We start from the raw sequence: 24,228 nt of genomic DNA on the forward strand, positions 1-24,228 counted from the left end.
TCAGCAGATGCGCGAGGTCGACGGCGAGGTCATCCTCAGCGCGACCGACCTGACCCGGCACACGGCGTGCACGCACGCCACCACCCTTGAGCTGTCCTACCTGCGCGGCCGCGCGGCACTCGTGCCGGCGGGAGACGACCCAGACGTCGCGCTCATCGCCGCGAAGGGTGCGGAGCACGAGACCGCCGCATTCCACACCCTGGCGGCCGGTCGCACCTCGATCAGCATTCCGAGACGGCTGAGCGACCAGCGCGCGGAGGCGGCCACCGTATCGGCGATGCAGGACGGCGTCGAGGTCGTCTATCAGGCGGCGTTCGCCGGTGGCCGGTGGTCCGGTCGCGCCGACTTCCTGCTGCGGAACGAGACCCCGAGCAGGTGGGGGCCGTGGTCCTACGACGTGGCAGACACCAAGCTCGCGCGCACGCTCACGGTGCCCGCACTCATCCAGATGGCCGGTTACGCGGAGCGGCTGACCGAGCTGCAGGGTGTTCCGCCCCAGCAGCTCGTCGTCATCACCGGGGATGCAGCCGCGCATCCATGGCGGATGCTCGACGTCGCCGCGTATGCCCGGCGACTGCGCCGATCACTCGAGCTGGCGGTCGAGCGGCAGCCGCGCACAGAGCCGGTGCCCAACGCCTACTGCCCGCAATGCAGGTGGCGGCAGCACTGCGAGGCCGAGTGGCTCGCGAACGACGACCTGTCGCAGGTCGCCGGGCTCCGGCGTGATCAGCGTCAAGCATTGATCGACCACGGCGTCACGACCCTCCAGCAGCTCGCCGAGGCGAGGGAGGGCGACGTCGCCGGCGCCCTGAGCCAGGCCACCGAGCAGCGGCTGCGGCAGCAGGCACGGCTACAGGCCGCCGAGCGGGAGACCGGCGAGGCGACGTTCGAGCTGCTGGCGCCCGAACGCGGCCGCGGGCTCGGTTCGCTGCCCGCGCCACATCCCGGCGACGTCTACCTCGACTTCGAGGGGGACCCGTGGGCCGACGGCGGGGAGGGCCGCGAGTACCTCGCCGGGCTGTGGGACCGGTCGGGCCACTTCACCGCCTACTGGGCACACGACACCGACCAGGAGAAGCGGCTCACGGAGGAGCTGCTCGACGACCTGAGGGCGCGCCGCCGCGCCAACCCCGACATGCACGTCTACCACTACGCGCCGTACGAGGTCGCCGCGCTCAAGCGGCTGACCGGACGGCACGCCACGCGTGAGATCGAGCTGGACCAGCTGCTGCGCGGCGAGGCCTTCGTGGACCTGTATGCCGTTGTGCGAGGGGGTGTCCGGATCAGCAAGCCGTCGTACTCGATCAAGAAGCTGGAGGACTTCTACTGGCGTGACTCGCGCAGCGCCAGCGGCGCGGAGGTCGCCGACGCCGGCTCCTCGATCCTGGAGTACGAGCGCTGGCTGGACACCGGGGACCAGGCGATCCTGGATGCGATCGCCGCGTACAACCGCGACGACGTCCGCTCCACGCACGACCTGCACGCCTGGCTCGAGGACCGACGCGACGAGCTCCTGGCTGGGGGCGCCGAGCTGACGCGACCGCAGCCGGAGCAGCCGGCCCCGCCCAAGGACGACGAGCTAGCCGAGCAGCGGCTGGCCGACGAGCTGCTTGCCGCGGGACACCCCGTGCTCGCCGGGATGGTCGGGTGGCACCGGCGCGAGGAACGGCCAGAGTGGTGGGACTTCTTCCGTCTGGCGGACCTCCAAACCGACGAGCTGATCGACGATCGCGCAGCCATCGGAGCACCCGTGGGACCTGAGCTCGTCGGGGACGTCCTGTCCAAGACCGGACGGCGGACGTCGAGATCGTGGCGCTACCGGTTCCCGCCGCAGGAGTGCGCGTTCAACATCGGCGACGGGGTACGGGACGTCGACACCAACGAGTCGATCGGGACCGTGCTGGCGATCGACGCCGAGGCGGGTGATCTCGTCGTCAAGCTGGGTGCGAAGAAGCAGCCAGGTAGTGCGCGCGGTTTCGGTGCCCCCGCGCCGATCAACACCAAGGAGCTGCGTGAGTCACTGCAACGGACCGGTCGGCGCGCACTCGACGGTGGAGACGACCTCGCGTTGCGATTGCTGGACCGGCGGGTGCCGCCGGCAACGGTGCTAGCGGGGCGTGACGGCGAGGACGACGCCGCCCGGCTGGCCCGGATCGGACTGGCGCTGGACGGCGAGGTGCTGGCCGTCCAGGGCCCTCCTGGCACGGGCAAGACCTACTGCGGAGCCGAGCTGATCCGACAGCTCGTGGCTGCCGGCCGACGAGTCGGGGTCGTCGCCGGCTCGCACGAGGTGATCCGGAACCTGCTCATCAAGACTGGGATTCCAGCGATGCACAAGATCGGCGGCGAAGACCGGGCGACTGCGGCCGACAACGTCACGGTCGTCACCGACAACGGCCAGGTTGCCGCGGGGCTTGGCGACGGGTCCGTGAGACTCGCCGGCGGGACTGCCTGGCTGTGGTCTCGGCCGGAGATGGCTGGCCTCGTCGACGTGCTCGTCGTCGACGAGGCCGGGCAGTTCTCGCTCGCCAACGCCGCTGCCGTCGCACCCGCGGCGCGTTCGATGGTGCTGCTCGGGGATCCGCAGCAGCTGCGCCAGCCGACGAAGGCGCAACATCCGCACGGCGCGGGCGTGTCAGCGCTCGAGCATCTGATCGGTGAGCACGACACCATCCAGCCGGACGCCGGGGTGTTCCTCGCGACCACGTGGAGGATGCACCCTGCTGTGGCCGGTTTCGTGTCGGAGCTCTCTTACGACGGACGCCTGCGAGCCCACCCAGACCGCGCTGCGGTCTCGATCGACGCGCCCGGCCTCGGCGGCCCAGGGTTGTACTGGATGCCGGTGGAGCACGCGCTGCGGTCAGCCCGTTCGCCCGAGGAAGCCGGGGAGATAGATCGGCTGATCGCCGCCCTGCTGACCGGTCGGTGGCACGATGGCGCCGAGCCGCGCGCCATTACCGAGAGCGACATACTGGTCGTCGCACCGTTCAACGCGCAGGTCGCCGAGCTGCGCAAGACCCTGCCCAGCGGCGTGAAGGTGGGCACCGTCGACAAGTTCCAGGGACAGGAAGGTGCCGTGGTCATCTACTCCTTGACCGCGTCGTCGGCGGGCGATGCGCCCCGGGGAGTCGACTTCCTCTACGACGTCCACCGGCTCAACGTGGCGGTCTCACGGGCGAAGGCCGCCGTCGTCGTGGTCGGGAGCCCGCTATTGCTCGACGCGGAGGTGCGCACGCCCGAGCAGCTGCGGGCGGTCAACGCCTTGTGCCGCTACGTCGAGGATGCTCACCGGATCCCCCACGACGGGTGAGGCCGATCACCGGCTGCCCCGACGTATGGTCGGGAAGGTCCCGATACCGAGACCGCACCCGACCGTTCTGGAGACGACGACGTGCCCGCGACTGACGACCGAGAGCCGTTGCCGACCGGCGATCCCGAGGAGCACGGTGGAGTGGACGAGTCCACCGCAATCGTGGGCAAGAACGCCGACGAGCGATCCGCGCAGCGGCGCCGTCAGCGGTCCAAGGCGCCCGGCAACAAGCGCAGGATGTTCACGCTGACACAGCTGCTGATCGCGGTAGGGGGAACGCTCGCGCTCGCCGGGATCGCCATCGCCGCGATCATCGCCAACTACGAGGGGCGGCTAGAGAAGGCTGCTGCCGGTAGTGGCGCCGCAGTCTCCACCGACGACATCCAGGCGCAACCCGCGATCGATCTGGCCCGGAACCAGCCGGGTGATCCCCTCGCGCTCGGCGAGGACGACGCTCCGGTCGTGCTCGTGGAGTACAGCGACTATCGGTGTCCCTACTGTGCGCTGTGGGCTCGCGACGTCAAGCCCGAGCTGATGACGTACGTCGAGGACGGAACCCTCAGGATCGAGCACCACGACCTGCCGATCTTCGGTCAGGAGTCCGTGCTGGCCGCGATCGCGGGTCGGGCAGCCGGGAACCAGGGCATGTTCTGGGAGTTCTACGACGCGCTGCATGCGGACGCGCCTACCCAGGGCCACCCCTCGCTGCCCAAGGACGTGCTGCTGCAGTACGCCGACGAGATCGGCATCCCGGACATGGCGCAGTTCGAGGCCGACATGAACGACCCCGCGCTCCAGCAGGCGGTCATGGACGAGGCCCAGAAGGCCATCGAGCTCGGCGCCTCCAGCACTCCGTTGTTCCTCGTCAACGGAGAGCCGATCGTCGGTGCGCAACCAGCCGAAGTGTTCACCGAGAAGATCGAGCAGTACGCGGACGACGAGTAGCCCGTGGACATCGGCCTGATCGGAGCCTTCCTCGGCGGCATCCTCACACTGCTGAGCCCATGCTCCGCGGTCCTGCTGCCCGGCTTCTTCGCGTACGCGTTCAGCACCACCTCGGCCTTGCTCGGCCGGACCCTCGTGTTCTACCTCGGCCTGCTCATCACGCTCGTTCCCATGGGCGTCGCGGCGTCCGCTCTCGGCTCGCTGGTCACCGAGCACCGCGCCGCCTTGGTCGCGGTCATGGCCGCACTGGTCATCGTCCTCGGCGCGATCCAGCTGCTCGGCATCAACATCCCGCTGCCCGGGCGCACCGTCTCGCACCGGCGCGACGCCCGGTCGACGGTCTCGGTGCTGATCCTGGGTGCCGTGTACGGCGTTGCCGGGGTGTGCTCGGGTCCCATCCTCGGCTCGGTGCTCGCCGTCGCCGCGCTCGGCAGTAATGCGGTCTACGGAGGGATCATCCTGGCGATCTATGCCCTCGGGATGGCTGTACCCGTGTTCGTGCTGGCGCTGCTGTGGGACCGCTTCCAGCTGCAACGGCGAGCCTGGCTGCGGCCCCGGCCGGTGCAGATCGGCCCGATCAGCACGACCCGCACGGGAATCATCTCCGGCCTGCTGTTCATCGGCATCGGCGTCCTACTGCTGCTCACCGACGGCACCGGAAGCCTCGGCGGCGTCCTGCCGATCGAGACCCAGTTCGCACTCGAGGCGCGGCTGTCGCGATGGGCGTCGTCCATCCCGTCCTACGTCGGTGCCGCGCTGCTGGTCCTGATCGCGACCGCGATCGCGTTCGTCCTTGCCGGGCGACGACGCCCGGACCGGTCTGCAGACCCCGACTGACCAGCCGGATTTGGTAGCCTCACGCCCATGTCACCGAGGCGGAGAATCGTCGTCTCCGCCCTCGCGATCGCCGCAGTAGGAGTAGTCGTCGTGGGCCTGCTCTCGACCTTCCAGCGCTCGTTGATCTATCTGCCGGACACCTCCACCCCACGGCCGGCCGGCGACGTGATCGCTGGGGCTGAGGACATCACGCTGCACACCGAGGACGGCCTCGACCTCGACGCGTGGCTCGTGCCGCCGTCCGCCGGAGCAGACCGCGACATGGCGGTCCTCTATCTGCCCGGCAACGGTGGTAATCGAGAGGGCCGCGCGGGTATCGCACAACTGCTGTCCGAGCGTGGATTTACCGTGCTGATGGTGGATTACCGCGGCTACGGCGGCAACCCAGGAAGCCCATCGGAAGAAGGCACCGGCCTGGACGCCCTCGCCGCGATCCAGGCGCTCGATGAGGCGGGTTTCCCACTACACCAGGTGATCTACTTCGGAGAGTCGATCGGGACTGGGGTCGCCGCACGGCTGCAGACCGTCGCGGAGCCCGCCGGCGTAGTGCTGCGCTCGCCGTTCACCGATCTGGCTGCGGTCGCGTCACGTCAGGTCTTCGGGCTTCCGGTGGGGTGGCTGCTGAAGGACCGGTACCCGGTCGTCGAGGACCTCTCCAGGACCGACGTCCCGGTCACCGTGATCTACGGCGACGACGACACGATCGTCCCAGCCGCCTTGAGCGAGGAGGTGGCCGCGTCGGCGCCGAATCTGGTCGAGAAGCTCGAGGTCGCCGGCAACCACAACGACGCCGTCATGTTCGGGGCCGAGGTAGCCGACGCCGTCGTCCGGCTGGCCGAGAAGGTCGCCCCGTAGCCATCACCAGGAGAGCTCGATCTCCAGCTCGGACTCCTCGCCCCGCTCGATCTCGACCTTCATCTTCACGCGCTCGGGGATGTCGACCCGCACTGTCTTGTTGTTCTGCACGAACGAGACCTCGTTGTGTCGCGCGATCGCGTCCGCGAGCTCCCGCAGCTTCTGGGCCGCTTCCTCACGGGTCAGCTCGGTCTCGGTCTCATGTTCGAAAAGCTCGTCACCCATGGGCCCTACTCAAGTGCAAAGATGACTGCGTCGTCAACTGAAGGGCCCGTATTCATGGACATCAGCACCGACCCGCACCTCGAGGCCTTCCGTTCCGAGGTTGCCGAGTTTCTGGATACCGCCCCGACCGAGGCCATCCGCGAGGCCGGACGCCGCACCACGAGCGTCTTCCCACCCTTCGACGAGACCATCGAGTGGCAACGGATCCTCAACGAGAAGGGCTGGGCGGCACCGGGCTGGCCGCAGGAGCACGGGGGTACCGGGTGGAGCCTGCAGCAGCGGTACGTCTTCAGCGAGGAGTACGCGCGGCGGGACCTTCCTCCGCTGCTGCCCAACGGGTTGAAGATGATCGGTCCGCTACTGATCGACAAGGGCAGTGAGGAGCAGCGCGAGCGATATCTGCCCGGCATCCTCTCGGGGGCGGACTACTGGGCGCAGGGCTACTCCGAGCCTGGGTCGGGCTCAGACCTCGCGTCCTTGCGCTGCTCCGCAGTGCCCGACGGCGATGACTACATCATCAACGGCTCGAAGATCTGGACCACGCTCGCGCATCGCGCGAACCGCATGTTCATGCTCGTGCGGACTAGCACGTCGGGTCCGAAGCAGGGCGGCATCACCTTTCTGCTGCTGGACCGGCTCGACTACGAGGGCATCGAGATCAGGCCGATCGTGAACCTGACCGGCGAGCAGGAGCAGTGCGAGGTGTTCTTCAACGACGTCCGGGTGCCCCAGTCCGGACGGGTTGGTGAGGAGAACGACGGCTGGGCGATCTCCAAGCACCTGCTGACCTACGAGCGCGGCAGCTCGGTGCAGTCTCCGGGGATGCGCCGCCAGATCGAGCACATCCGTGCCGCCGCCGCGAGGGCCTTGTCGCCGTACGGGGGAGCGCTCGCCGACGATCCGGTGTTTCAGCGTGACCTGGGGGAGCTTGCGGCGGACGTCGCGTCCTTGGAGCACATGGAGAAGCTCAGCCTCAGCGGACATCCGATGGCCAAGGACATCGCGGCGCCGTCGATGGGCAAGACGACCTCGAGCGAGCTGACCCAGCGCATCACGGTGCTGATGACCCGGGTCTCGGGCGTGGCCGCGTTGCCCCAGCAGCTTGATGCCCTCGAGGTCGGCTCGGGAGTGGACCCGCTCGGCTCGGAGTTCGATTTGACGTCGATGCCGTGGTATCTCAACAGCCGCGCGACGAGCATCTATGCCGGCACCAACGAGGTGCAGCGCGACCTGATCGCTCGTACCCTGACCCGCCGCTGATCCGAGGACGACGATGGACTTCACCTATACCGGCGAGCAGGAGACTCTACGTGAGACGCTCCGACGCTATCTCGACAAGGCGTACGCGTTCGATCGGCGCCAGGGCCTGCTTCGCGAAGGCGCACCGTGGTCGGAGGCTGCCTGGACCCAGTTCGCGGAGCTGGGCCTGCTCGCTCTTCCCTTCGGCGAGGCGGACGGCGGCACCGACGGCACCATCACCGACGTCGTCGCGGTCAGCGAGCTCTTCGGGTCGCATCTGACGATCGAGCCGTATCTCTCCAACGTCATGCTGGCGGGCCGAACCCTGGCAGCCGCGGGCGACGGCTGGACCGGCGCGCTCCTGGAGAGAATGATGAGCGGGCAGGCGCAGATCGCCTTCGCACATGAGGAGAAGCGCGGTACGCCGTCCGTCTCGCACGTCTCCACGACGGCCATGCGGGACGGCGCCGGCTACCGCCTCGCGGGGCAGAAGGAGCTGGTCCTGGCGGCCGAGCAGGCCGAGAGGCTCCTGGTGACGGCGCGCACCTCCGGTGCAGCGGGGGAGCGCACCGGGCTTGTCGTGGTGGCCGTCGACCCTGACGCTGACGGCGTGTCGATTCGGCCGTACCGGACCATCGACGGACGGGCGGCGGCGTCCGTGCGGTTCGAGCAGGCGCCTGCCGAGCCGCTGCAGATCGCCGACGTCACAACCGTGCTGGACGACGTCCTCGCGCAGGCGACCATCGCGCTCGCAGCGGAGTCGGTCGGCGCGATGGGCGCACTGCTTCGGACCACCGCGGAGTACGCGACCACCCGCCAGCAGTTCGGCGTTCCGATCGCCTCTTTTCAGGTGATCGCGCATCGCCTGGCAGACATGAAGATGGCGTACTCGAAGGCGAGAGCGACGTTGCTCTACACCACCGCCCTCGCGGAGGCGGGCCAGGCAACCGGGACCAACGTCTCGGTGCTGAAGGCGCAGGTCGGTCGGTGCGGCCGCGTGGTGGGTGAGCATGCCGTGCAGATCCATGGCGGGATCGGGACCACCGATGAGCTGTCGGTCGGCCACTACCTGAAGCGGGTTCTGGCGATCGAGTCGATGCTGGGCGACACCGAGTTCCACCTGCGTTTGATCGGCGCTACCGCGGGGATCTAGTCGCCCGGTACATCCCAGTCGCGGATGACGTCGTCCGTGTCGGCGCCCGAGGGCCCGGGAGCACGCGCCGCCTCGGTGAAGTCGAGCACCGGCGTGACGCAGGCGCCGGTGCCCGCGAAGTGGTCTGCCCGCTCGTCCCGGGCCCGGCTCGCGAAGATCTCGGCCAGCTGCTCGGGTCCGTAGCCCAGGCTCCTCGCTCCAGTCGACTTCGGCACTGCTCGCACGCCAGCCCAGGCCCGGGCGACGGCTGTGTGAAGGGGTTCACAATTCACCTCGCCGCTGGTTAGGTGAGGCAACGCGAGCTGACGATCGACTCGAAGGGGATCCGATGAGTGAGCCGATGGTGTACACGGGAGACCGTCCGCGACCGATTGCAGAAGTGAAGGACCGCGCCGCCAGGATCGCGAGCGGGCTGCGGGCGCTCGGGCTGGAGCAGAACGACCGCTACGCGATCATCATGCGCAACGGGGTGGGCTTCGTGGAGGCAACGCTGGCTGGCGGCCTGATCGGCGCCGTGCCGGTTCCGGTCAACTGGCACTGGACGGGAGAGGACCTGAAGCACCTGCTCTCCAACAGCGGGGTCAAGGTAGCGGTGGTGCACACGGATCTCCTGCCGGCCGTCCGCAAGCACAAGCCCGATCACGTGCAGATCGTCGAGGCCGAGACTGCTCCGGAGATCGTCGACGCGTACGGGCTTGGTTCGGTCCGGCTCACGGGCGATCACCCTTCGCTTGAGCAGCTCGCCGTGGAGAACGATCCGGTGACCGACCCCAACACGGTGCCGCCGAACAGCGTCATCTACACCTCGGGAACGACCGGTCTGGCCAAGGGAATCATCCGCGATCCCATGGACCCCGCCTGGGTGCCCGAGCTCGCGACGGCGATCATGGACCTGCTGAAGTTCCGGCCGGGCGAGCCCACGCTGGTGCCGGCACCGATGTACCACTCATCACCCAACGTGCACTTCATCTGGGCGGTCTCGCTGGGCGTCACGACGCACATCATGCCGCGGTTTATCCCGACGGAGTTCCTGCGAATGGTCGATCAGTACAAGATCGCCTCGACCCAGATGGTTCCGGTGATGTTCCGTCGGCTGCTGGCCGTGCCGGAGGAGGAGCGTTCACAGTACGACCTGTCGTCGCTGAAGGCGATCGTCCACGCCGCCACACCGTGCCCCGCGGACCTGAAGGCGGCCATGATCGACTGGCTCGGCCCGATCATCTTCGAGTACTACGGCGGCTCCGAGGGAGGCGCGTGGACCTACGCCACGAGCGAGGACTCTCTCGCGCGCCCGGGTACGGTCGGCAAGGCCTGGCGCGACTGCGAGATCAAGATCCTGGATCCGGCCACCGATGAGGAGGTGCCGACGGGGGAGACCGGCATCGTCTATGGAAAGCCGGGTGGGTTCTGGCCAGATTTCACCTACATAGCGAACGATGAGAAGCGTCGCGACATCGCGCGGGGCAAGTTCTTCACCGTCGGCGACATCGGGCACGTGGATGCTGAGGGCTTCCTGTACCTCAGCGATCGCGCCAACGACATGGTCATCTCCGGCGGGGTGAACATCTATCCCGCCGAGATCGAGGCCAGCCTGCACAACCTCGAGGGAGTCGAAGACGTCGCTGTGTTCGGCATCCCCGACCCGGACATGGGCGAGGCATTGGCTGCGCACATCCAGCCCCGGGCCGGCGTGGCGCTGACCGAGGACGACGTCCGCCGCCACGTGCGCGACAGTCTGGCCGCGTACAAGGTACCGAAGGTGATCGTCTTCGAGGAACGCTTGCCGCGGGAGGACACCGGCAAGCTCTTCAAGCGCCGCCTCAAAGCACAGTACTGGGAGGGCACAGACCGCATCAGCGGTTAGTTCGAAGAGATCCGCTTGCGGACCATGCTGCGTTCGCCCGTCGTTCCACGATTCACTCCGACCAACCCTTTCGATTTGGGATCGGTCCCGAGATGCTCGAACATGGCCGGGCCGGGGCCGGCGGCTACGACGCCGCCATCGACCAGAATCGACTCGCCGTTCATGAAGCGGGAGTCCTTGCCCGCGAGGAATGCGATGGCGCCGGCAATGTCCTCCGATTGTCCCCATCGCGGGGTGAGCTGGGAGAGAGGAAGTACAGAGTCGAGATGGGCCGTGTCGGCGCCTGTCTCCATCAGCGGGGTCCGGATGACGCCCGGTGACACCGCATTGACGCGGATGCCGCGCGGGCCCAACTCGACGGCCGCGGCTCGAGTGAGTCCGACGACGGCATGCTTCGCAGCTGTATAGGCCAACGGGCCTGAGCTTCCACTGTACGCCGCGATCGACGCTATGTTGACGATCCGGCCGCCGTCGCGCATCGCCCGTGCGGCGTGCTTCACGCCGAGAAAGACGCCACGCACGAGTACCTCGAAGGTGAAGTCCCAGTCCTCGACGCTCGTCTCAGTGACTGAGCCGAAGGCACCGCCCAGGCCGGCGTTGTTCACAAGTACGTCAAGGCCGCCGTACGTGTCGATCGAGGATCGGACCATGCGCTCGACATCCTCTTCAAGGCGCACGTCAGCGCGTACTGTCGTGGCCCTGCCGGGGGACAGCTCATTGATGGTTGCCGCTGTCTCGCGCGCGTTCGACTCGTTCAGGTCGGCGATGACGACGCGGTAGCCGTCGGAGGCGAACCGGACGGCCGTCGCTCTGCCGATTCCGCTACCCGCCCCCGTAATGAGCGCGACCTCATCGTGGTGGGTCTGCATGAATTCTCCTTCTCAACAATGAGCAGCGAAGCCTACGTATGCCGGCGCAGCGGCACGAAGCGGTACAAGCCATGCTCACTCGTCGTGACGCCGCCGCGATCCTTGCGGACCAACGTCATCACCCCGTCGATCGGCACGACTACCAGCCCACCGTCCGCGAGCTGGTCGATGAGGTCGGCCGGGAGCTCCTCGGCCATTGCCGAGACCAGGATCCGGTCGTACGGCGCTGCCTGTGGCCATCCGAAGACCCCGTCGTGCGCCTCCTCGATCCTTGCGTTGGCGCGGATGCCCAGATTCTCCCGTCCCATGCTCACCAATGCGGGCTCGAGCTCTACCCCAATGACCGTGCCACTCTCGCCGACGAGCCGCGAGAGCACCGCCGTGGTCCAGCCCGACCCTGACCCGATGTCGAGGACGCGGTGGCCGGGGTGGACGTCGAGCAGCTCCAGCATCCGCAGCACAGTCGTCGGCTGAGAGTTGGTGCCACCGGAGCCGATCGGCAAGGGCCGATCCTCGGCGGCGTGTGCTTGATACTCCGGCGGCAGAAAACCGCGACGATCCTCGAGGCCCATCGCCTCCCGGACGGTCATTGCGCGATCGCTCATGAGAATGCCTCCTCTCGCCCCACCCGGAAACCGTCGTCGGGCGCGGGATACCCCAGGTACTTGGGATTCCATACCGCAAGCCGGCTCTGCACGCCGGTTCGCACGGCCTCGACGACTGCGCCGGTGATCTGCACCCCGGAGCGGATCGCGGCCGCCAGCTCGGTCTCCGACCCAACGCCTGCCTTGGCGAGCGACTCATCGAGCCGGTCGTGCAGCCGATCGGTCAACTGCTGCTCGCGGCGCACCACGTTCAGGGCGCTGATGAGCAGCCGGTCGCGATACTCCCGACTGACGCTGAGCTGGTGAATCGCCGCGTCGAGCAGATCGTCGACAGTGGGCGCCCCGAACATCGTAGGCTTCGGTTCGGGCGAGCCAGCGCCCGCTGCGGCGGGGAGTGGGTCGCTCAGCCCGAGTCCGACGAGCACGTCGTGCTCGTTCTCGGCGAAGCGGCGCCCGATGAGCGCCAGCTCGAGTGACTGCTCGTCGCCGTCCAGGTGGCGGGCGGCCTGTCGGCGGCACATGATGCCCCATCGCACCGAGCCGTAGATCGACCACCAGAGCACGTCCTTGATAGCAGGTCGCCATCCAGCAACGGATGCATAGCCGTCGAGGAGGTCGTCCACCTCGCCGAACCCACCCACCGGGCGGGGTGCTCCGAACCGCCACGCCTTCGTCGTGACCCAGCCAAGGTCTTCCAGGGGATCACCGACATGGCACAGCTCCCAGTCGAGGACGGCGGCGAGGCGACCATCGGCCACGATGATGTTGCCGTGCCGGAAGTCGCCGTGTACGACGGTCGATGGGTGAGCAGTCGGACGGTTGGCGTGCAGCCATCGCCATGCCAGTTCCATCGCCGGCGACGGCGGGCCGGCTCGGTACTGCTTCTCGAAGTCCGCGACGTCATCGATGCGCTCCAGACCGGGAATGCCGGGCGAGATGCGGTGTATTCCGCCGATCGCCGCACCGAGCTCGTGGGCCAGATCGGCAGCTCGCTTCGTCGTCTCGGGATCTCGCAGGATCCGCTGGGGCAGCGTCTCACCGACCACCGCGGCCATGATCACGTAGGGCGTGCCCAGGCCCTCGGAGCCGTCGCCCGCGTCGAGCACCTCAGGAACGGGTACCTGCTGATCATAGGCGGCGCGCAGCACCGCAGCCTCGATGGCCATCGAGGCAGGCTTCTGGTTCTCGACCGGGTCCGCGCGCAGCACCAGATCCAGTGGCGCGCCCGACGACGGTGTGGCGCGGAAGCGCCAGATCGACTTGCTGGCGCCCATCGAGACCGGTTCCACGTCACTGACCGCAACCCGTCCTCCGAGCACCGACGCGAGTCTCGCCTCCAGCGCTCGTTGAAGAGCTGTCTCAGACTGCTGCATCGCTTTCCTCCTCCCGATAGCCAACGGTCCGCAACGCCAGCTGCTGGTACTGGTCGATTAGCTCCGGTACGGAGAAGCGCCCGCCGGGTCTGTACCAGGTCGCGACTGCGGTGCAGGCGGTGACTACGAACCGGGATGCCATCTGTGGGTCCGATGCGTGGAAGACCTGCTGCCGAACGCCGTCACGCACGACGCGGTCGAACATCCGTTGCTGGGTGTCCCGTTTCGACACGATCAGCGCACGGGCTTCAGCGCTCAGGCTCCGGAGCTCCGAATTGCCGATGTAGCTCTCCAGGCGCCCCTGCGCATGGTTGCTGACATGCGCTGCGACGAGGGCCATCAGCCGACTCGCCGGATCGGGAGTGGAGTCGTAGAGCGCCTGCTCGGTCGCGTTGATCAGATCATCGAGGCCCCGATCGAGGATGACGACCAGCAGCTCGTGCTTCGAACCGAAGTGGTTGTACAGCGAACCGGCGCTGACTCCCGCTTCGTCAGCGATGTCGCGTACCGAGGTGCCGTGGTACCCGCGCGCGCCGATGACGCGGACCGCGGCATCCAGAATCGCAGCGAACGTGGGGTCGTCGCTCTGGCGGATGAGCGCGGTCGTCGACCTGCGGGTCGCACTCATGACCAGCTCCCGTTGAACATGTGATCAACTATGCCACGATCGAACGGGGTAGCAAACGCTCGTCTGGGGACGCGGACGGGTTGGCTCCCGGTCGCCTGCCGTCTAGGATGGGCTGAACAGTCGTTCACCATTTGAATCGAGCGAGGGAGTACCGATGTCGACCAACGAGGTGGCCGAAAGCACGCGAGACCTGCTGCAGCGCATGGATGAGTTCATCGAGCGGGAGATCAAGCCGCTTCAGGAGCAGGACGACAACGAGCGATTCTTCGACCACCGCAGGGAGTATGAGCGCACCGACTGGGAGAACGGCGGCGTGCCCAGGAAAGAGTGGGAGGAGCTCCTCGGGGAGATGAAGCGTCGCGCGGACGCGGCCGGCTTCTACCGTCACGATCTACCCAAGGAAGTGGGGGGCAACGACTCCACCAACCTCGAGATGGCGATCATTCGTGAGCACCTGGCGCGCAAGGGGCTCGGTCTGCACAACGACCTGCAGGACGAGTCGTCGATCGTCGGCAACCACTCCGGCGTGCACATGCTGACGAAGTTCGGCTCCCAGGAGCAGAAGGACGAGCTCGTCGAGGCATGCTTGACCGGCAAGGCTGGAATCGGGTTCGGCCTGACCGAGCCCGACCACGGGTCGGACGCCACCTGGATGGAGACCACCGCCGTTCGCGACGGATCGGACTGGGTGATCAACGGTGCCAAGCGATGGAACACCGGCATGCACGTCGCGTCGCACGACGTCATCTTCGCCCGCACGTCAGGTGAGGACGGCGATGCACGCGGAATCACCGCATTCCTCGTACCCACCAGCACTGAAGGACTCAGCGTCGACTTCTTCCGCTGGACCTTCAACATGCCCTCCGACCATGCCGATGTGTCGCTGCGGGACGTACGCGTACCGGGATCGGCGATCGTTGGTGAGGAGGGGCGCGGATTGGATGTCGCGCAGGGTTTCGTGCACGAGAACCGCATTCGGCAGGCCGCGTCGAGCCTGGGCGCCGGAGAGCACTGCATCGACCTCGCCGTCGACTACGCCCGCAGGCGGGTCACCTTCGGCGAGCCGCTTGCCCGCCGCCAGGCCGTGCAGTGGCCACTGGTCGAGCTGGCTACCGAGGCCGAGATGTTGCGGGCGTTGATCCGGACCACCGCCAGCGAGCTCGATCAGCGTCACCACTTCGAGGTGAGCGACAAGGTCTCCATGTGTAACTATCGTGCGAACCGATTCTGCTGCGACGCGGCAGATCGCGCGATGCAGGTGCACGGGGGTGTCGGCTACAGCCGCCATATGCCGTTCGAGCACATCTACCGTCACCACCGTCGCTATCGGATCACTGAAGGCGCCGAGGAGATCCAGATGCGCAAGGTGGCCGGATATCTGTTCGGATTCGCCGGACCCAACAAACGCAAGTAGCGCCACGAAAGGAAACCAGTAGCCATGTCGACTGTCATCTTCGTCGAGTACACACCCAAGGAAGGGAAGAAGGACGAACTGCTCGCCGCACTACAGAACGGCGCTGCCTCCGTTCACGCCGAGGCGGGGTGCGAGAAGTACGCCTTCCATACGACCAAGGACAAGGTCTACCTGATCGAGTCCTGGGCCACCAAGGAGGAACTCGCAGCACACGGTGAGGGCGAACCGCTCAAGGCGCTCAGGGAAGCCACCGCAGACCTGCTCGCAGAGCCGGCCAAGCTCACCTTCTTGCGTCCTGCGCCGTCCGGCGATCCGGCCAAGGGCCAGCTGGTCTAGTCGCGCTGCTGCGGTGGGCCGGCGGACGCCATTTATGACGCTGACCAGCCCTCCGCAGCGCCGACGGTCAGGCGATGATGCCGCCGTCCGAGCGCAATACGGCGCCGGTGACATAGCTGGACATGTCGCTGGCGAGGAACAGCGCGGGACCGACGATCTCTTCCGGTTGTGCGGTTCGCCGCAGGGACGTCGAGGCCCGCAGGCGCTCACGGATCCCGTCTGCCCAGTTCGTCGCGATGTCGGTCTCAAAGCCCCCGGGGGCGATGACATTAACCCGCACCTCGGGCCCCAGCGCCTCGGCCAAGCCTTGGGACATCACGTTCAGTGCGGCCTTGGCTGCCGAATACGGCAGCGAGTAGGACTCCGGACGGTAGGAGTTCACGCTCGAGATGTTGATGATGCTGCCGCCGCCGTCCGCCTTCATTCGCTCGCCCACCACCACGGACAGCCGGAAGGGCACCTTGAAGTTCAGGCCGAGCACGGCATCCATGTAGCCCTCGTCGATGTCCGAGAGCGTCTCGTACAGCGGTGACTTTCCCGCGTTGTTGACCAGCACGTCGACCCTGCCGAACTCGTCGTAGGCGCGGTCCGCCAAGGACTGGGCCTCATCCCAACGGCCCATGTGCGCACTGACGGCGAGTGCTCGCCGGCCCCGTTGGCGCACTTGCTCGGCGACCTCCTCGCACGAGTCGAGCTTGCGGCTGGCGACGACGACGTCGGCACCCGCGTCCGCGAACGCCAGGCTCATGGCGCGGCCCAGGCCGCGGCTGCCGCCGGTCACGATCGCTACTTTGCCTGTCAGATCGGGAGTCTGGTGGTTCATCGCGGCTCCTTGATGTGTGGGCGGTCGGGTTGCAGACGAACCTACCGTGCACCTTGAAATTACGCACTACGAAGTTATTGGCTAGGCCGCCCGCGCCGCATAGGGTCAGCACTACCTGATGAGAGGATCCCGATGAATGGCAACCAGAGCCCACCAGTCGAGCTTCCGCACCTGAGCAGATCGGTCGCCGGCAGGTGCGCGATCGTCACCGGATCGGCCAGCGGCATGGGGCGCGCGACCGCCCTGCTGCTCGCCAAGGAGGGCGCGCGCGTCGTGGTCGCCGACCTCGGTGAGGACCGCGTGGACGCGGTTGTGCACGCGATCCACCGCGAGTTCGCCGAGGACCGCGCGCTCGGTGTGGTCTGCGACGTCTCCAAGCCCGGCGACCTCAAGCACCTTGTGGCGCGGGCGGTCGACTGGGCCGGGCAGCTGGACATCGTCGTCAACAACGCCGGCATCTCGCGGCCCAACACCACGGTTCAGGACGACGACGAGTTCGAGGCGGCCTGGGCGCACACCCTCGCGGTCAACCTGACTGCCCAGGTGCGGCTGGCGCGGCTCGCCCTGCCCCACCTGCTGCAGTCGGATTCGCCGCGCATCGTCAACATCGCCTCCACGGAGTCGATCGTGGCCCAGCGTGGGCTGCTGGCGTACGCCGCGTCGAAGTCCGGCGTGGTCGGCCTGACGAAGTCGCTCGCGGTCGAGCTCGGCTATCACGGCGTCACCGTGAACTGCATCTGTCCCGGACCAATCAATACTGCGATGACCGAGAAGTACGACCCGGAGAAGAAAGCTGCCTATGCGAAGGCGCGCGTGCCGCTGCGGCGCTATGGTGCGGCGGAGGAGGTCGCGCACATGACGCTGAACCTGTGCCTTCCGTCCGCCAGCTTCGTGACGGGCGCGATCATCCCGGTCGACGGCGGAATGACCGTTCGCCACACCTGATGCCGCGACGGGCGCCGATCGTCCTGGCGTGAGCCGCTCGCGTGCTTGGGCTGGTCGCGGTGGCGGCCGGCATCGCGATGCCAGTCCTGGCGACCGGTTACGCATTCCCGCTACTTCTGGAACGGCGCCTTGTACTCCTTCGCCTCCTCGGACGTCGCCAGCGGGGCGGCATCCGTCGTGCCACCGGGTAGCTCGGCGTCCAGCTGCGCGATGTGCGTCTCGCGCGTCGTCGGCGCGCCCGGGTCGGAGAAGTCCAGCGTCCCGGTCAGCCCGTCGGTCTCGAGGTTGTCGACCTTGGTGCGCGCATCCATGACTCCCTGGCGGGTCAGGTCGCCGTCGTCGCACGCCTGCTGCAGGATCGCGCCCCACGCCATGCCGGACAGATAGCCCACGAAGATCGTGCTCGACGCCGGATCACTGACGCCGAGCGCCTCGAACTCCTCGCGCACCTTCGTGGCGGTCTCCGACTCCGACGTCCAGGCGGCCGCCGACGTAGCGATGTAGAAGTTGTCCTTCATCGCCGCGACGATCTCGGGGTTGGACACGAGGGTCGGGGCGTACGTCGGTCCCCAGCCCAGCAGCGGGATCGGCATGTCCTGGGCCTTCATCTGCACGCCGATGGACGATGCCTGCGCGGGGGAGTTCATCGCGACGATCACGGCCACGTCCTCGGACTTCATCTTGGTGACCGTGGAGGTCATGTCGGTGTCCGTGGCGCCGATCGGCGACTCGACCACCGACATGCCGTGCTTCTCCGCGTAGAACTTCAAGCCCGCCATCGCGTTCTCGCCGGCCTCGTTCTGCAGATAGATCGCGCCGATCTTGTCGCCATCCTTGATCTTGCCTTCCTGCTGCAGCCACGCTAGCCCGTTGATCACCTCAATGTCGTAGGTTGCGGTCGTCGAGATGATCGTCCTAGTATCGAGATTGTTCGATGCCATCGACGGAACCGCGGCCAGCATCTTGTCGCTGCTGAGCTTGGTCTTGACCGCCGCGAGCATCGGCGAGCCGAGCAGCTGGATCAGGCCGAGGTCCTCCGTGCGCATCTGCTCGTAGAGCGGCACGGCGTTGTCGGCCTTGTAGCCGTGGTCCTTGATGTCGAGCTCGATCTATCGATCGCAGATACCGCCAGCTTCGTTGACCTCCTCGGCCCAGATCTGGTGCCCGTAGAGCGCCGAGAGCCCGGCGGACTTGAACGGCCCGCTGGTGTCGGTCAGCACCCCGAGCTTGATCGCATCGTCCGTGACGCCGACATCGGTCTTCAGCGACCCGCCGTCACCGCTGCCCGAGTCGTCCTCGCCCTTCGTCGAGCAACCGGCGACCAGCACCGTCAGGACACTGGCGATGCTGGTGGTGGCAAGTAGTCTCATGCGCATGGGCTCTCCAACGTGAGGCGTGAAATATGACGCCGATCATATGCATCCGTCCGTCGGCTGACTTGATCCAATTTCATCGGGCTCACCTGGACCGATAGGCAGGAGCGATCGTGCAGCACGAGATCACCGAGCGGCTCGCGCGCTGGACCAGCGCGCACTACGGCGACGAGGCCACCGTCGGCGGTGTGAACCCGATGCCCGGACACGCCGGGTTGAGCTTCGGATTCACCGTGACCGACGATGCCTCGACGCACCGGTTGGTGATACGCCTGGCGCCACCGGGCGTGCGCAAGAGCGGGAACACCGACGTGCTCCGCCAGGTTCCGGTGCTGGCCGCGATGGACGCGGCCGGTGTCCCGGTTGCGCCCGTCCTGTGGTCATCCGACGATCAGCAGTGGTTCGGTACCGACGCGTACGTGCAGCGCTTCATGCCGGGACGTCCGCTCACCCGTGTCGATGGCTCGTGGCAGCTCGGCGACGGGGATCCGCTGCCTTTTCTGACGAACCAGATCCGAGCGCTGGCAGCCATCCATGCGGTCGACTGGCAGACGAGGCTCGGGGACTGGGAGCAACCCAAGGGCCTCGAGGAGGAGATCGCGCACTGGCGGCGACTGGTGCCGAAGATGGAAGAGGAGCACACGCAGGCGATCGCCGAGGATCTGGCCGACCGGCTCATCGCGACGCTGCCTGCCGACCCGGACGTCGGGGTCTTCCACGGCGACTTCCATCCCACCAACGTGCTGTTCGTCGATGATGCGACCGTCAGCGCGGTGGTCGACTGGGAGATCTGCGGCATCGGAGCGCAGCTGCTCGACATCGCCTGGCTGTCGATGATGCTCGACGCGCGTTGCTGGGACCTCCCGGACGGCCAGGGACTTCAGGGCGACATCGATGCGTCGTGGATCCTCGCACGCTATCGAGAGGCGAGCGGACGCGCGGTCGACGACGCGCCGTGGTTCAAGGCCTTGTCGTGCTACCGCTTCGGGGTGATCACCGGGTTCAACCTCCGGCTGCACCGAACGGGCAAGCGCGACGACCCCCACTGGGAGGACATCGGGGGCTCGTGCGCCGCGCTCCTCCGTCGGGGCCTGCATCTCATCGAGCACCCCGAGGACTTCTGACGCGCGGTCTGGTTACTCGTCGTCCGGCGCCGCGTGGCTCGGACGGCGGGAGCGAGCCGCGAGGCTCAATGCCGTTCCGGCGGCGATCGCCGCTGCACCGGTCCCCGCCGCGGCGATCATCGGCGAGCCGGTTGCTGCGAGCCCGTCCCGCGGTCCGGTCGACTTTCCTGGATCGGCCGCGACCGCCGAGGGAGGCGCGGGGGCGAGGGCGGGTGCCGAAGGTCCGCCGCTGGGGGCCGGCGCGGCCGATGACGACGGGGACGACGGAGACGCCGAGGCCGACGTGGACGGCGCAGCCGACGTCGGTTCCGACGACGTCGGCGGCGGGGTCGGACAGACTGCCTGACGCGGCTGGTCGCTGCGGGGACCGACCGGGCCGCTGGCAGCCGAGACCATCCTCGATCCGGCCACGGTCTGCCAGGAGATCCGGTACTCCGGCCGGTGGTCCGGGACGACCCGCGGGTCGGGGACGGCGATCGTCGGGTTCGCGGTAAGGTAGTAGTCGGCCTGTACCCGGTCTGCCGTCACGTCGATCAGCACGTACCCGTGGCCGATCCCGTTGTGCCACCGCAGATGCGGGTTGAGCGCCTGCAGGACTACCGACGCGAGCTCCGTCGTCGCGACCGACAGCTCGGGCGACTGCAGAACGCTGCGGATGACCTCGTAGAAGCCGTTGCTCGTCACCGACGGACAGACGAACTCCACGCCCGCGTGGTCCTGTCCGGGCAGTGGTGGCGGCAGCTGCGGCACGGGGACCGGATTGGCGATCATCGGCGGGACCGGAGCGCTGCTCGCGGCCGGCGCCGGCTGCTTCTGCGGTGCGCGGGGCGTCGGGGTGCTGAGCGCCGCATCCTCGGCAGCGGCGGGATAGTCGCGCACGACGCGAGTGGTCTCCTCGGGCACATTGGCGATGAGGTCCTCGACCCAACTCGAGTGGATGTCACCCGTGAGCACGACGGTGTCTCCGGCGGTGGCCGGGCGGGTCGCCATGTGCGTGAGCAGGCTCATCTGATCCGCCCGGTAGCCGTCCCAGGCATCCGCGTTCACCGCGATCGAGCCCTGGATGCCTCCCGCGTACTGGCCGGGCCACGCGATGGGCGCCACCATCACCTGGTTGCCGATCAGGTGCCAGCGACGCGGCTGGTCCAGTCCGTCCTGCAGCCACGTCATCTGCTCGGGCTCCATGATCTGCCGGTCGGGATCGTAGAGCGCCTCGTTGGTGCTGGGATCCCCGATGATGACGAACTCGCCGAGCTGCTCGGATCGGTTCTGTCGGGTCTCGATGACCGAGAGGTCTGCGAGGTCACCGTAGGTGAACCGCCGGAAGAACTTGACTCCTTGGTGCGGGGTGCCGTTGGAGATCCGGATCGGCAGCCACTCGACATATGCCTGGAAGGCCGCGGCCTTGCGCGTCTGGTAGTCGCCCTCGCTCGCGTCGTGGTTCTCGGCGCCGTCCGCCCACGCGTTGTTGGTGACCTCATGGTCGTCGAAGATGGTGATGAACGGGTGCCGCCGGTGCGCCTCGCGAGCATCGGGATCCGCGTGGTACTGGGCAAGACGCAGTCGGTAGTCCGCGAGACTCACCGTCTCGTGCGCCGGCTCGTGAGCGCGGACGTCGGCCAGCTCGGACGGCCCGCTGTAGTCGTCGACGCCGTACTCGTAGAAGTAGTCGCCGAGGTGTAGAACGAAGTCGAGGTCGTCCCGCTCGGCGATCGCCCGGTAGGTGCCGAAGTAGCCGTGCGGATAGTTCGAGCAGGACACCTGGGCCAGGCGCAGCGCATGGGTCTGGCCCGCCTCGTCCGGTGCCGTACGGGTCTGTCCGACCTCGCTGGTCTCGCCGTCCGTCGTGGAGAAGGAGTAGTAGTACCTCGTGTACGGGCTCAGCCCGGTCACGTCTACCTTCACGGTGTGGTCCTGGGCGGCGGACGTCGTGACCTCGCCGCTGGCGATGGGCGTCGCGCAGGTGGGGTCGGCCGCGACGACCCAGCGAATCACGGCCGGGTCGCCGAGGCCCGATCCCGGGATCGCCGGAGCGCCGTCGACCACCGGCGTGAAGCGGGTCCAGATGATCACCGAGGTTGCGGTCGGATCGCCCGAGGCGACGCCGTAGCCGAAGGAGCCGTCAGCGGCCGGCGCGGCCGCCGCCTCGCGGTCCACCGACCATGCCCAGGGGATCGCGCTGCCGAGAGCGCCGATCGCCCCGGCCTGCAGCAGCCGTCGCCTGCTGAATCCCTGACGATTGATGCCAGTCGTCATCCAATGCTCCCAACGCATCTCGCGCGGTCGTCCTGCACAGGGCTAGGCGCCGACGCTAGCCGGGGAGGGGCAGCCTGTGGTGACCGATAGGTGGCCTGCCGCTGAACACTTGCCCACCCGGGCGGGGCCAGCCGCGGGCCGCCGGTAGGTTCGCTCGAACTTCACTCCGAGGTCACACCGTGCTCGCCGTGGGCCCATAACGTAACCGCGATCCCACCGCCCCGGAAGGTCCCACCATGTCTCGGTACAGCAAAGCCATTGCCACGGCAGCCGCCGGGGCCCTCATCGCGCTGAGTGCAGCGATTCCGGCGTCCGCAGCAGCACCGGCGACCGGAGACATCCAGGCCGTCTCGCTGCACGTCGGCGAGGACGAGACCCAGCGCAACCTTGCCTGGTTCTCCGACTCGCCCGCGCCGGAGGTCGTGATGCTCGCGCCCACGTCGCAGATGGAGGGCGATGAGTTCCCCGCTGACGCGCGGGTCATCCAGGAGGTGGAGAGCGGCCCGGTGGTCTCCAAGCTCGGCTACTTCTATCACCACGCGACGATCGACGCTCTGGCGCCGGACACCGAGTACACCTACCAGCTGGGCAACGAGCAGGGGTGGTCGCAGAACTACACCTTCCGGACCGGCGCCGGATCCGGGGACTTCGACTTCATCTTCGTAGGCGACCCGCAGATGGGGACCTCGGGGGACCTGGTGACCGAGACGGCGCAATGGCAGACCACCCTCGACAGCGCCTGGGCGATGTACCCCGATGCGCAGCTGCTGCTGTCAGCAGGCGATCAGGTCGACCGCGTGGTGTTCGCCTCCGACGATGAGTACACGGCTTTCAAGGCACCGGAGCAACTTACCCAGTACCCACTCGCCACGACGCTCGGCAACCACGACGTCATCCAGCTGGCGTACGGCGACCACTTCTACCTTCCGGGCCACGACGGCTCGTCCGGTTTCCTCGGTGGCCACTACCACTACACCTACAACGACGTGCTGTTCGTCCACCTGAACGCCAACGACCTCCGGCATCAGACGCTCGTCGACTACACGGCACAGACGATGGCCGAACACCCGGCGCAGTGGGCCGTCGTGACCTTCCACCACTCGATCTACTCCGTCGCGCCGCATGCGACCGACCCGGACGCCGAGGGCTTCGGCACGATCGAGGGACGACGGGATGTGCTGTCGAAGGGCATGAGCGAGCTCGGTGTCGACCTCGTCCTGCAGGGGCACGACCACTACTACACGCGCACGCCGCTGATGAACCGCGGGGTGCCGGTGAACGGCCCGGACGAGGACGTGACCAGCGGCCCAGACTTCCTGGCGCCGAAGGCCGGCGACGTCCTGTACATCACGGGCAACTCGGCCAGCGGCTCGAAGTACTACGGCCGCAACGACGACCTGCCGATGCCGGCGCCTTGGAGCGAGGTCGAGAACCAGGAGAAGGTAGCAAACTTCTCACGCGTCCGGGTGACGCAGTGCGCCTTGACCGTGTCGACCTATCGCAGCAACGACCGCACGCTGGTCGACGAGGTGGAGCTCAGCGGTGACACTATCTCTCCCGAGCTGTCCGGCACCGACCCAGTCACGATCACCGAGGGCGACCAGCTCGACCCGATGGCGGGCGTCTCGGCGGCCGACGACTGCGGGCCGGCGACCGTCGCGGTGGACGGAGTCGTGGACACCGCGACGCCCGGGCAGTACTTGCTGACCTACACGGCCACCGACCGATCGGGCAACGCGGTGAACGCCGAGCGACTCGTCACCGTGCTGGCGCAGGAAACCACCTCGCCGCAGCCGTCGGCACCGGCCAGCCCGACGGACTCGCCTTCGTCAGAGGCACCTGGCCCCACGCCCGGGTCGTCGGCCGCACCAGCACCCGGGACCTGGGCGCCGCAGGCGGCGACCTCGGTGACGGCGGCTGGCAAGGGGGATCCGCGATCGAAGGAACCCCTCGCCGTCACCGGATCCCCCCTCAGCGCGCTCGGCATCTTCGCCCTGGCGGCGATCGCCGGCGGCTCGGTGCTGGTGCTGCGCAACCGCAGATCCTGAGGCGGC

Annotated in this window: 20 protein-coding genes and 1 pseudogene; 12 read left to right on the forward strand and 9 right to left on the reverse strand. The window is 67.7% G+C overall.

Annotated features, from left to right (window positions below):
* Window positions 1-7: 7 nt before the first annotated feature.
* The 4 genes from DAA40_RS00490 (at window position 8) to DAA40_RS00505 (ending at window position 5,947) form a co-directional block, all read left to right on the forward strand.
* The gene (locus tag DAA40_RS00490; protein ID WP_106847801.1) at window positions 8-3,310 is read left to right on the forward strand and encodes a TM0106 family RecB-like putative nuclease; all 3,303 of its coding nucleotides are present in this window, start codon (window positions 8-10) and stop codon (window positions 3,308-3,310) included.
* Window positions 3,311-3,391: 81 nt separating this feature from the next.
* Entirely contained in the window at window positions 3,392-4,255 is an 864-nt protein-coding gene (locus tag DAA40_RS00495) for a thioredoxin domain-containing protein (RefSeq protein ID WP_106847802.1), read from the forward strand.
* A gap of 3 nt (window positions 4,256-4,258) precedes the next feature.
* Complete coding sequence (locus tag DAA40_RS00500; RefSeq protein WP_106847803.1) at window positions 4,259-5,092, forward strand: cytochrome c biogenesis CcdA family protein; 834 nt, start codon at window positions 4,259-4,261, stop codon at window positions 5,090-5,092.
* A gap of 27 nt (window positions 5,093-5,119) precedes the next feature.
* Window positions 5,120-5,947, forward strand: a complete 828-nt coding sequence (locus DAA40_RS00505; protein WP_106847804.1) for an alpha/beta hydrolase — start codon at window positions 5,120-5,122, stop codon at window positions 5,945-5,947.
* A gap of 3 nt (window positions 5,948-5,950) precedes the next feature.
* Here the strand turns inward: DAA40_RS00505 and DAA40_RS00510 are convergent, their stop codons facing one another.
* Window positions 5,951-6,172: an amphi-Trp domain-containing protein gene (locus tag DAA40_RS00510; protein WP_106847805.1), complete on the reverse strand. Its 222-nt coding sequence runs from the start codon at window positions 6,170-6,172 to the stop codon at window positions 5,951-5,953.
* Window positions 6,173-6,226: 54 nt separating this feature from the next.
* On the opposite strand from DAA40_RS00510, the gene DAA40_RS00515 reads away from it, so the two are divergent.
* Complete coding sequence (locus DAA40_RS00515) at window positions 6,227-7,432, forward strand: acyl-CoA dehydrogenase family protein (RefSeq protein WP_106847806.1); 1,206 nt, start codon at window positions 6,227-6,229, stop codon at window positions 7,430-7,432.
* 13 nt (window positions 7,433-7,445) lie between these two features.
* On the forward strand, window positions 7,446-8,564 hold the full coding sequence (locus tag DAA40_RS00520; protein ID WP_106847807.1) for an acyl-CoA dehydrogenase family protein: 1,119 nt from the start codon (window positions 7,446-7,448) through the stop codon (window positions 8,562-8,564).
* Here the strand turns inward: DAA40_RS00520 and DAA40_RS00525 are convergent.
* Complete coding sequence (locus DAA40_RS00525; RefSeq protein WP_106847808.1) at window positions 8,561-8,779, reverse strand: hypothetical protein; 219 nt, start codon at window positions 8,777-8,779, stop codon at window positions 8,561-8,563. The two genes, DAA40_RS00520 and DAA40_RS00525, sit on opposite strands and share 4 nt — an antisense overlap.
* Before the next feature lie 113 nt (window positions 8,780-8,892).
* On the opposite strand from DAA40_RS00525, the gene DAA40_RS00530 reads away from it, so the two are divergent.
* Complete coding sequence (locus DAA40_RS00530; protein WP_106847809.1) at window positions 8,893-10,428, forward strand: AMP-binding protein; 1,536 nt, start codon at window positions 8,893-8,895, stop codon at window positions 10,426-10,428.
* Here the strand turns inward: DAA40_RS00530 and DAA40_RS00535 are convergent.
* Genes DAA40_RS00535 through DAA40_RS00550 form a run of 4 tightly spaced genes read right to left on the reverse strand, consistent with a single transcriptional unit; the run spans window position 10,425 to window position 13,903 of the window.
* Window positions 10,425-11,297, reverse strand: coding sequence for an SDR family NAD(P)-dependent oxidoreductase (locus DAA40_RS00535; RefSeq protein ID WP_106847810.1), 873 nt, complete (start codon window positions 11,295-11,297; stop codon window positions 10,425-10,427). The genes DAA40_RS00530 and DAA40_RS00535 overlap by 4 nt on opposite strands.
* Window positions 11,298-11,329: 32 nt before the next feature.
* The gene (locus DAA40_RS00540) at window positions 11,330-11,902 is read right to left on the reverse strand and encodes a protein-L-isoaspartate O-methyltransferase (protein ID WP_199849434.1); all 573 of its coding nucleotides are present in this window, start codon (window positions 11,900-11,902) and stop codon (window positions 11,330-11,332) included.
* Window positions 11,899-13,275 carry a phosphotransferase gene (locus DAA40_RS00545; RefSeq protein WP_106847811.1) on the reverse strand — a complete coding sequence of 459 codons (1,377 nt, stop codon included), beginning with the start codon at window positions 13,273-13,275 and terminating at the stop codon, window positions 11,899-11,901. The genes DAA40_RS00540 and DAA40_RS00545 overlap by 4 nt, the downstream gene beginning before the upstream one ends.
* Window positions 13,262-13,903, reverse strand: a complete 642-nt coding sequence (locus tag DAA40_RS00550; protein ID WP_106847812.1) for a TetR/AcrR family transcriptional regulator — start codon at window positions 13,901-13,903, stop codon at window positions 13,262-13,264. The genes DAA40_RS00545 and DAA40_RS00550 overlap by 14 nt, the downstream gene beginning before the upstream one ends.
* A 154-nt stretch (window positions 13,904-14,057) precedes the next feature.
* On the opposite strand from DAA40_RS00550, the gene DAA40_RS00555 reads away from it, so the two are divergent.
* Window positions 14,058-15,317 (forward strand): acyl-CoA dehydrogenase family protein, encoded by a 1,260-nt coding sequence (locus DAA40_RS00555; RefSeq protein WP_106847813.1) that lies wholly within the window; start codon window positions 14,058-14,060, stop codon window positions 15,315-15,317.
* 24 nt (window positions 15,318-15,341) lie between these two features.
* Window positions 15,342-15,653, forward strand: a complete 312-nt coding sequence (locus DAA40_RS00560) for a putative quinol monooxygenase (RefSeq protein WP_106847814.1) — start codon at window positions 15,342-15,344, stop codon at window positions 15,651-15,653.
* A 67-nt stretch (window positions 15,654-15,720) separates the two neighbouring features.
* Here DAA40_RS00560 and DAA40_RS00565 read toward each other — a convergent pair whose 3' ends face one another.
* Complete coding sequence (locus DAA40_RS00565) at window positions 15,721-16,476, reverse strand: SDR family NAD(P)-dependent oxidoreductase (protein WP_106847815.1); 756 nt, start codon at window positions 16,474-16,476, stop codon at window positions 15,721-15,723.
* Between the two features lie 132 nt (window positions 16,477-16,608).
* Here DAA40_RS00565 and DAA40_RS00570 point away from each other — a divergent pair, with 132 nt between their 5' ends.
* On the forward strand, window positions 16,609-17,421 hold the full coding sequence (locus DAA40_RS00570; RefSeq protein WP_106847816.1) for an SDR family NAD(P)-dependent oxidoreductase: 813 nt from the start codon (window positions 16,609-16,611) through the stop codon (window positions 17,419-17,421).
* Window positions 17,422-17,531: 110 nt separating this feature from the next.
* Here the strand turns inward: DAA40_RS00570 and DAA40_RS00575 are convergent.
* Window positions 17,532-18,797 (reverse strand): annotated as a pseudogene (locus DAA40_RS00575) (ABC transporter substrate-binding protein).
* A gap of 110 nt (window positions 18,798-18,907) precedes the next feature.
* Between DAA40_RS00575 and DAA40_RS00585 the strand changes: the two are divergent.
* Window positions 18,908-19,918 carry a phosphotransferase family protein gene (locus DAA40_RS00585; RefSeq protein WP_106847819.1) on the forward strand — a complete coding sequence of 337 codons (1,011 nt, stop codon included), beginning with the start codon at window positions 18,908-18,910 and terminating at the stop codon, window positions 19,916-19,918.
* A 12-nt stretch (window positions 19,919-19,930) separates the two neighbouring features.
* Here the strand turns inward: DAA40_RS00585 and DAA40_RS16285 are convergent, their stop codons facing one another.
* Window positions 19,931-22,174 (reverse strand): alkaline phosphatase, encoded by a 2,244-nt coding sequence (locus DAA40_RS16285; RefSeq protein WP_199849435.1) that lies wholly within the window; start codon window positions 22,172-22,174, stop codon window positions 19,931-19,933.
* Between the two features lie 236 nt (window positions 22,175-22,410).
* On the opposite strand from DAA40_RS16285, the gene DAA40_RS00595 reads away from it, so the two are divergent.
* Window positions 22,411-24,222 carry a fibronectin type III domain-containing protein gene (locus DAA40_RS00595; protein ID WP_106847820.1) on the forward strand — a complete coding sequence of 604 codons (1,812 nt, stop codon included), beginning with the start codon at window positions 22,411-22,413 and terminating at the stop codon, window positions 24,220-24,222.
* The last annotated feature ends 6 nt before the right edge of the window (window positions 24,223-24,228 follow it).

The sequence above is a fragment of the Blastococcus sp. Marseille-P5729 genome, assembly GCF_900292035.1.
In the GTDB taxonomy this organism is placed as follows: Bacteria; Actinomycetota; Actinomycetes; order Mycobacteriales; family Antricoccaceae; genus Cumulibacter.

Bases quoted from the DNA above. Each gene is read 5' to 3' on its own strand.
- DAA40_RS00555 (WP_106847813.1), top strand. From the start codon at position 14,058: ATGTCGACCAACGAGGTGGCCGAAAGCACGCGAGACCTGCTGCAGCGC.
- DAA40_RS00550 (WP_106847812.1), bottom strand. From the start codon at position 13,903: ATGAGTGCGACCCGCAGGTCGACGACCGCGCTCATCCGCCAGAGCGAC.
- DAA40_RS16285 (WP_199849435.1), bottom strand. From the start codon at position 22,174: ATGACGACTGGCATCAATCGTCAGGGATTCAGCAGGCGACGGCTGCTG.
- DAA40_RS00540 (WP_199849434.1), bottom strand. From the start codon at position 11,902: ATGAGCGATCGCGCAATGACCGTCCGGGAGGCGATGGGCCTCGAGGAT.
- DAA40_RS00545 (WP_106847811.1), bottom strand. From the start codon at position 13,275: ATGCAGCAGTCTGAGACAGCTCTTCAACGAGCGCTGGAGGCGAGACTC.
- DAA40_RS00515 (WP_106847806.1), top strand. From the start codon at position 6,227: ATGGACATCAGCACCGACCCGCACCTCGAGGCCTTCCGTTCCGAGGTT.
- DAA40_RS00530 (WP_106847809.1), top strand. From the start codon at position 8,893: ATGAGTGAGCCGATGGTGTACACGGGAGACCGTCCGCGACCGATTGCA.
- DAA40_RS00565 (WP_106847815.1), bottom strand. From the start codon at position 16,476: ATGAACCACCAGACTCCCGATCTGACAGGCAAAGTAGCGATCGTGACC.
- DAA40_RS00535 (WP_106847810.1), bottom strand. From the start codon at position 11,297: ATGCAGACCCACCACGATGAGGTCGCGCTCATTACGGGGGCGGGTAGC.
- DAA40_RS00510 (WP_106847805.1), bottom strand. From the start codon at position 6,172: ATGGGTGACGAGCTTTTCGAACATGAGACCGAGACCGAGCTGACCCGT.
- DAA40_RS00560 (WP_106847814.1), top strand. From the start codon at position 15,342: ATGTCGACTGTCATCTTCGTCGAGTACACACCCAAGGAAGGGAAGAAG.
- DAA40_RS00520 (WP_106847807.1), top strand. From the start codon at position 7,446: ATGGACTTCACCTATACCGGCGAGCAGGAGACTCTACGTGAGACGCTC.
- DAA40_RS00505 (WP_106847804.1), top strand. From the start codon at position 5,120: ATGTCACCGAGGCGGAGAATCGTCGTCTCCGCCCTCGCGATCGCCGCA.
- DAA40_RS00570 (WP_106847816.1), top strand. From the start codon at position 16,609: ATGAATGGCAACCAGAGCCCACCAGTCGAGCTTCCGCACCTGAGCAGA.
- DAA40_RS00490 (WP_106847801.1), top strand. From the start codon at position 8: ATGCGCGAGGTCGACGGCGAGGTCATCCTCAGCGCGACCGACCTGACC.
- DAA40_RS00595 (WP_106847820.1), top strand. From the start codon at position 22,411: ATGTCTCGGTACAGCAAAGCCATTGCCACGGCAGCCGCCGGGGCCCTC.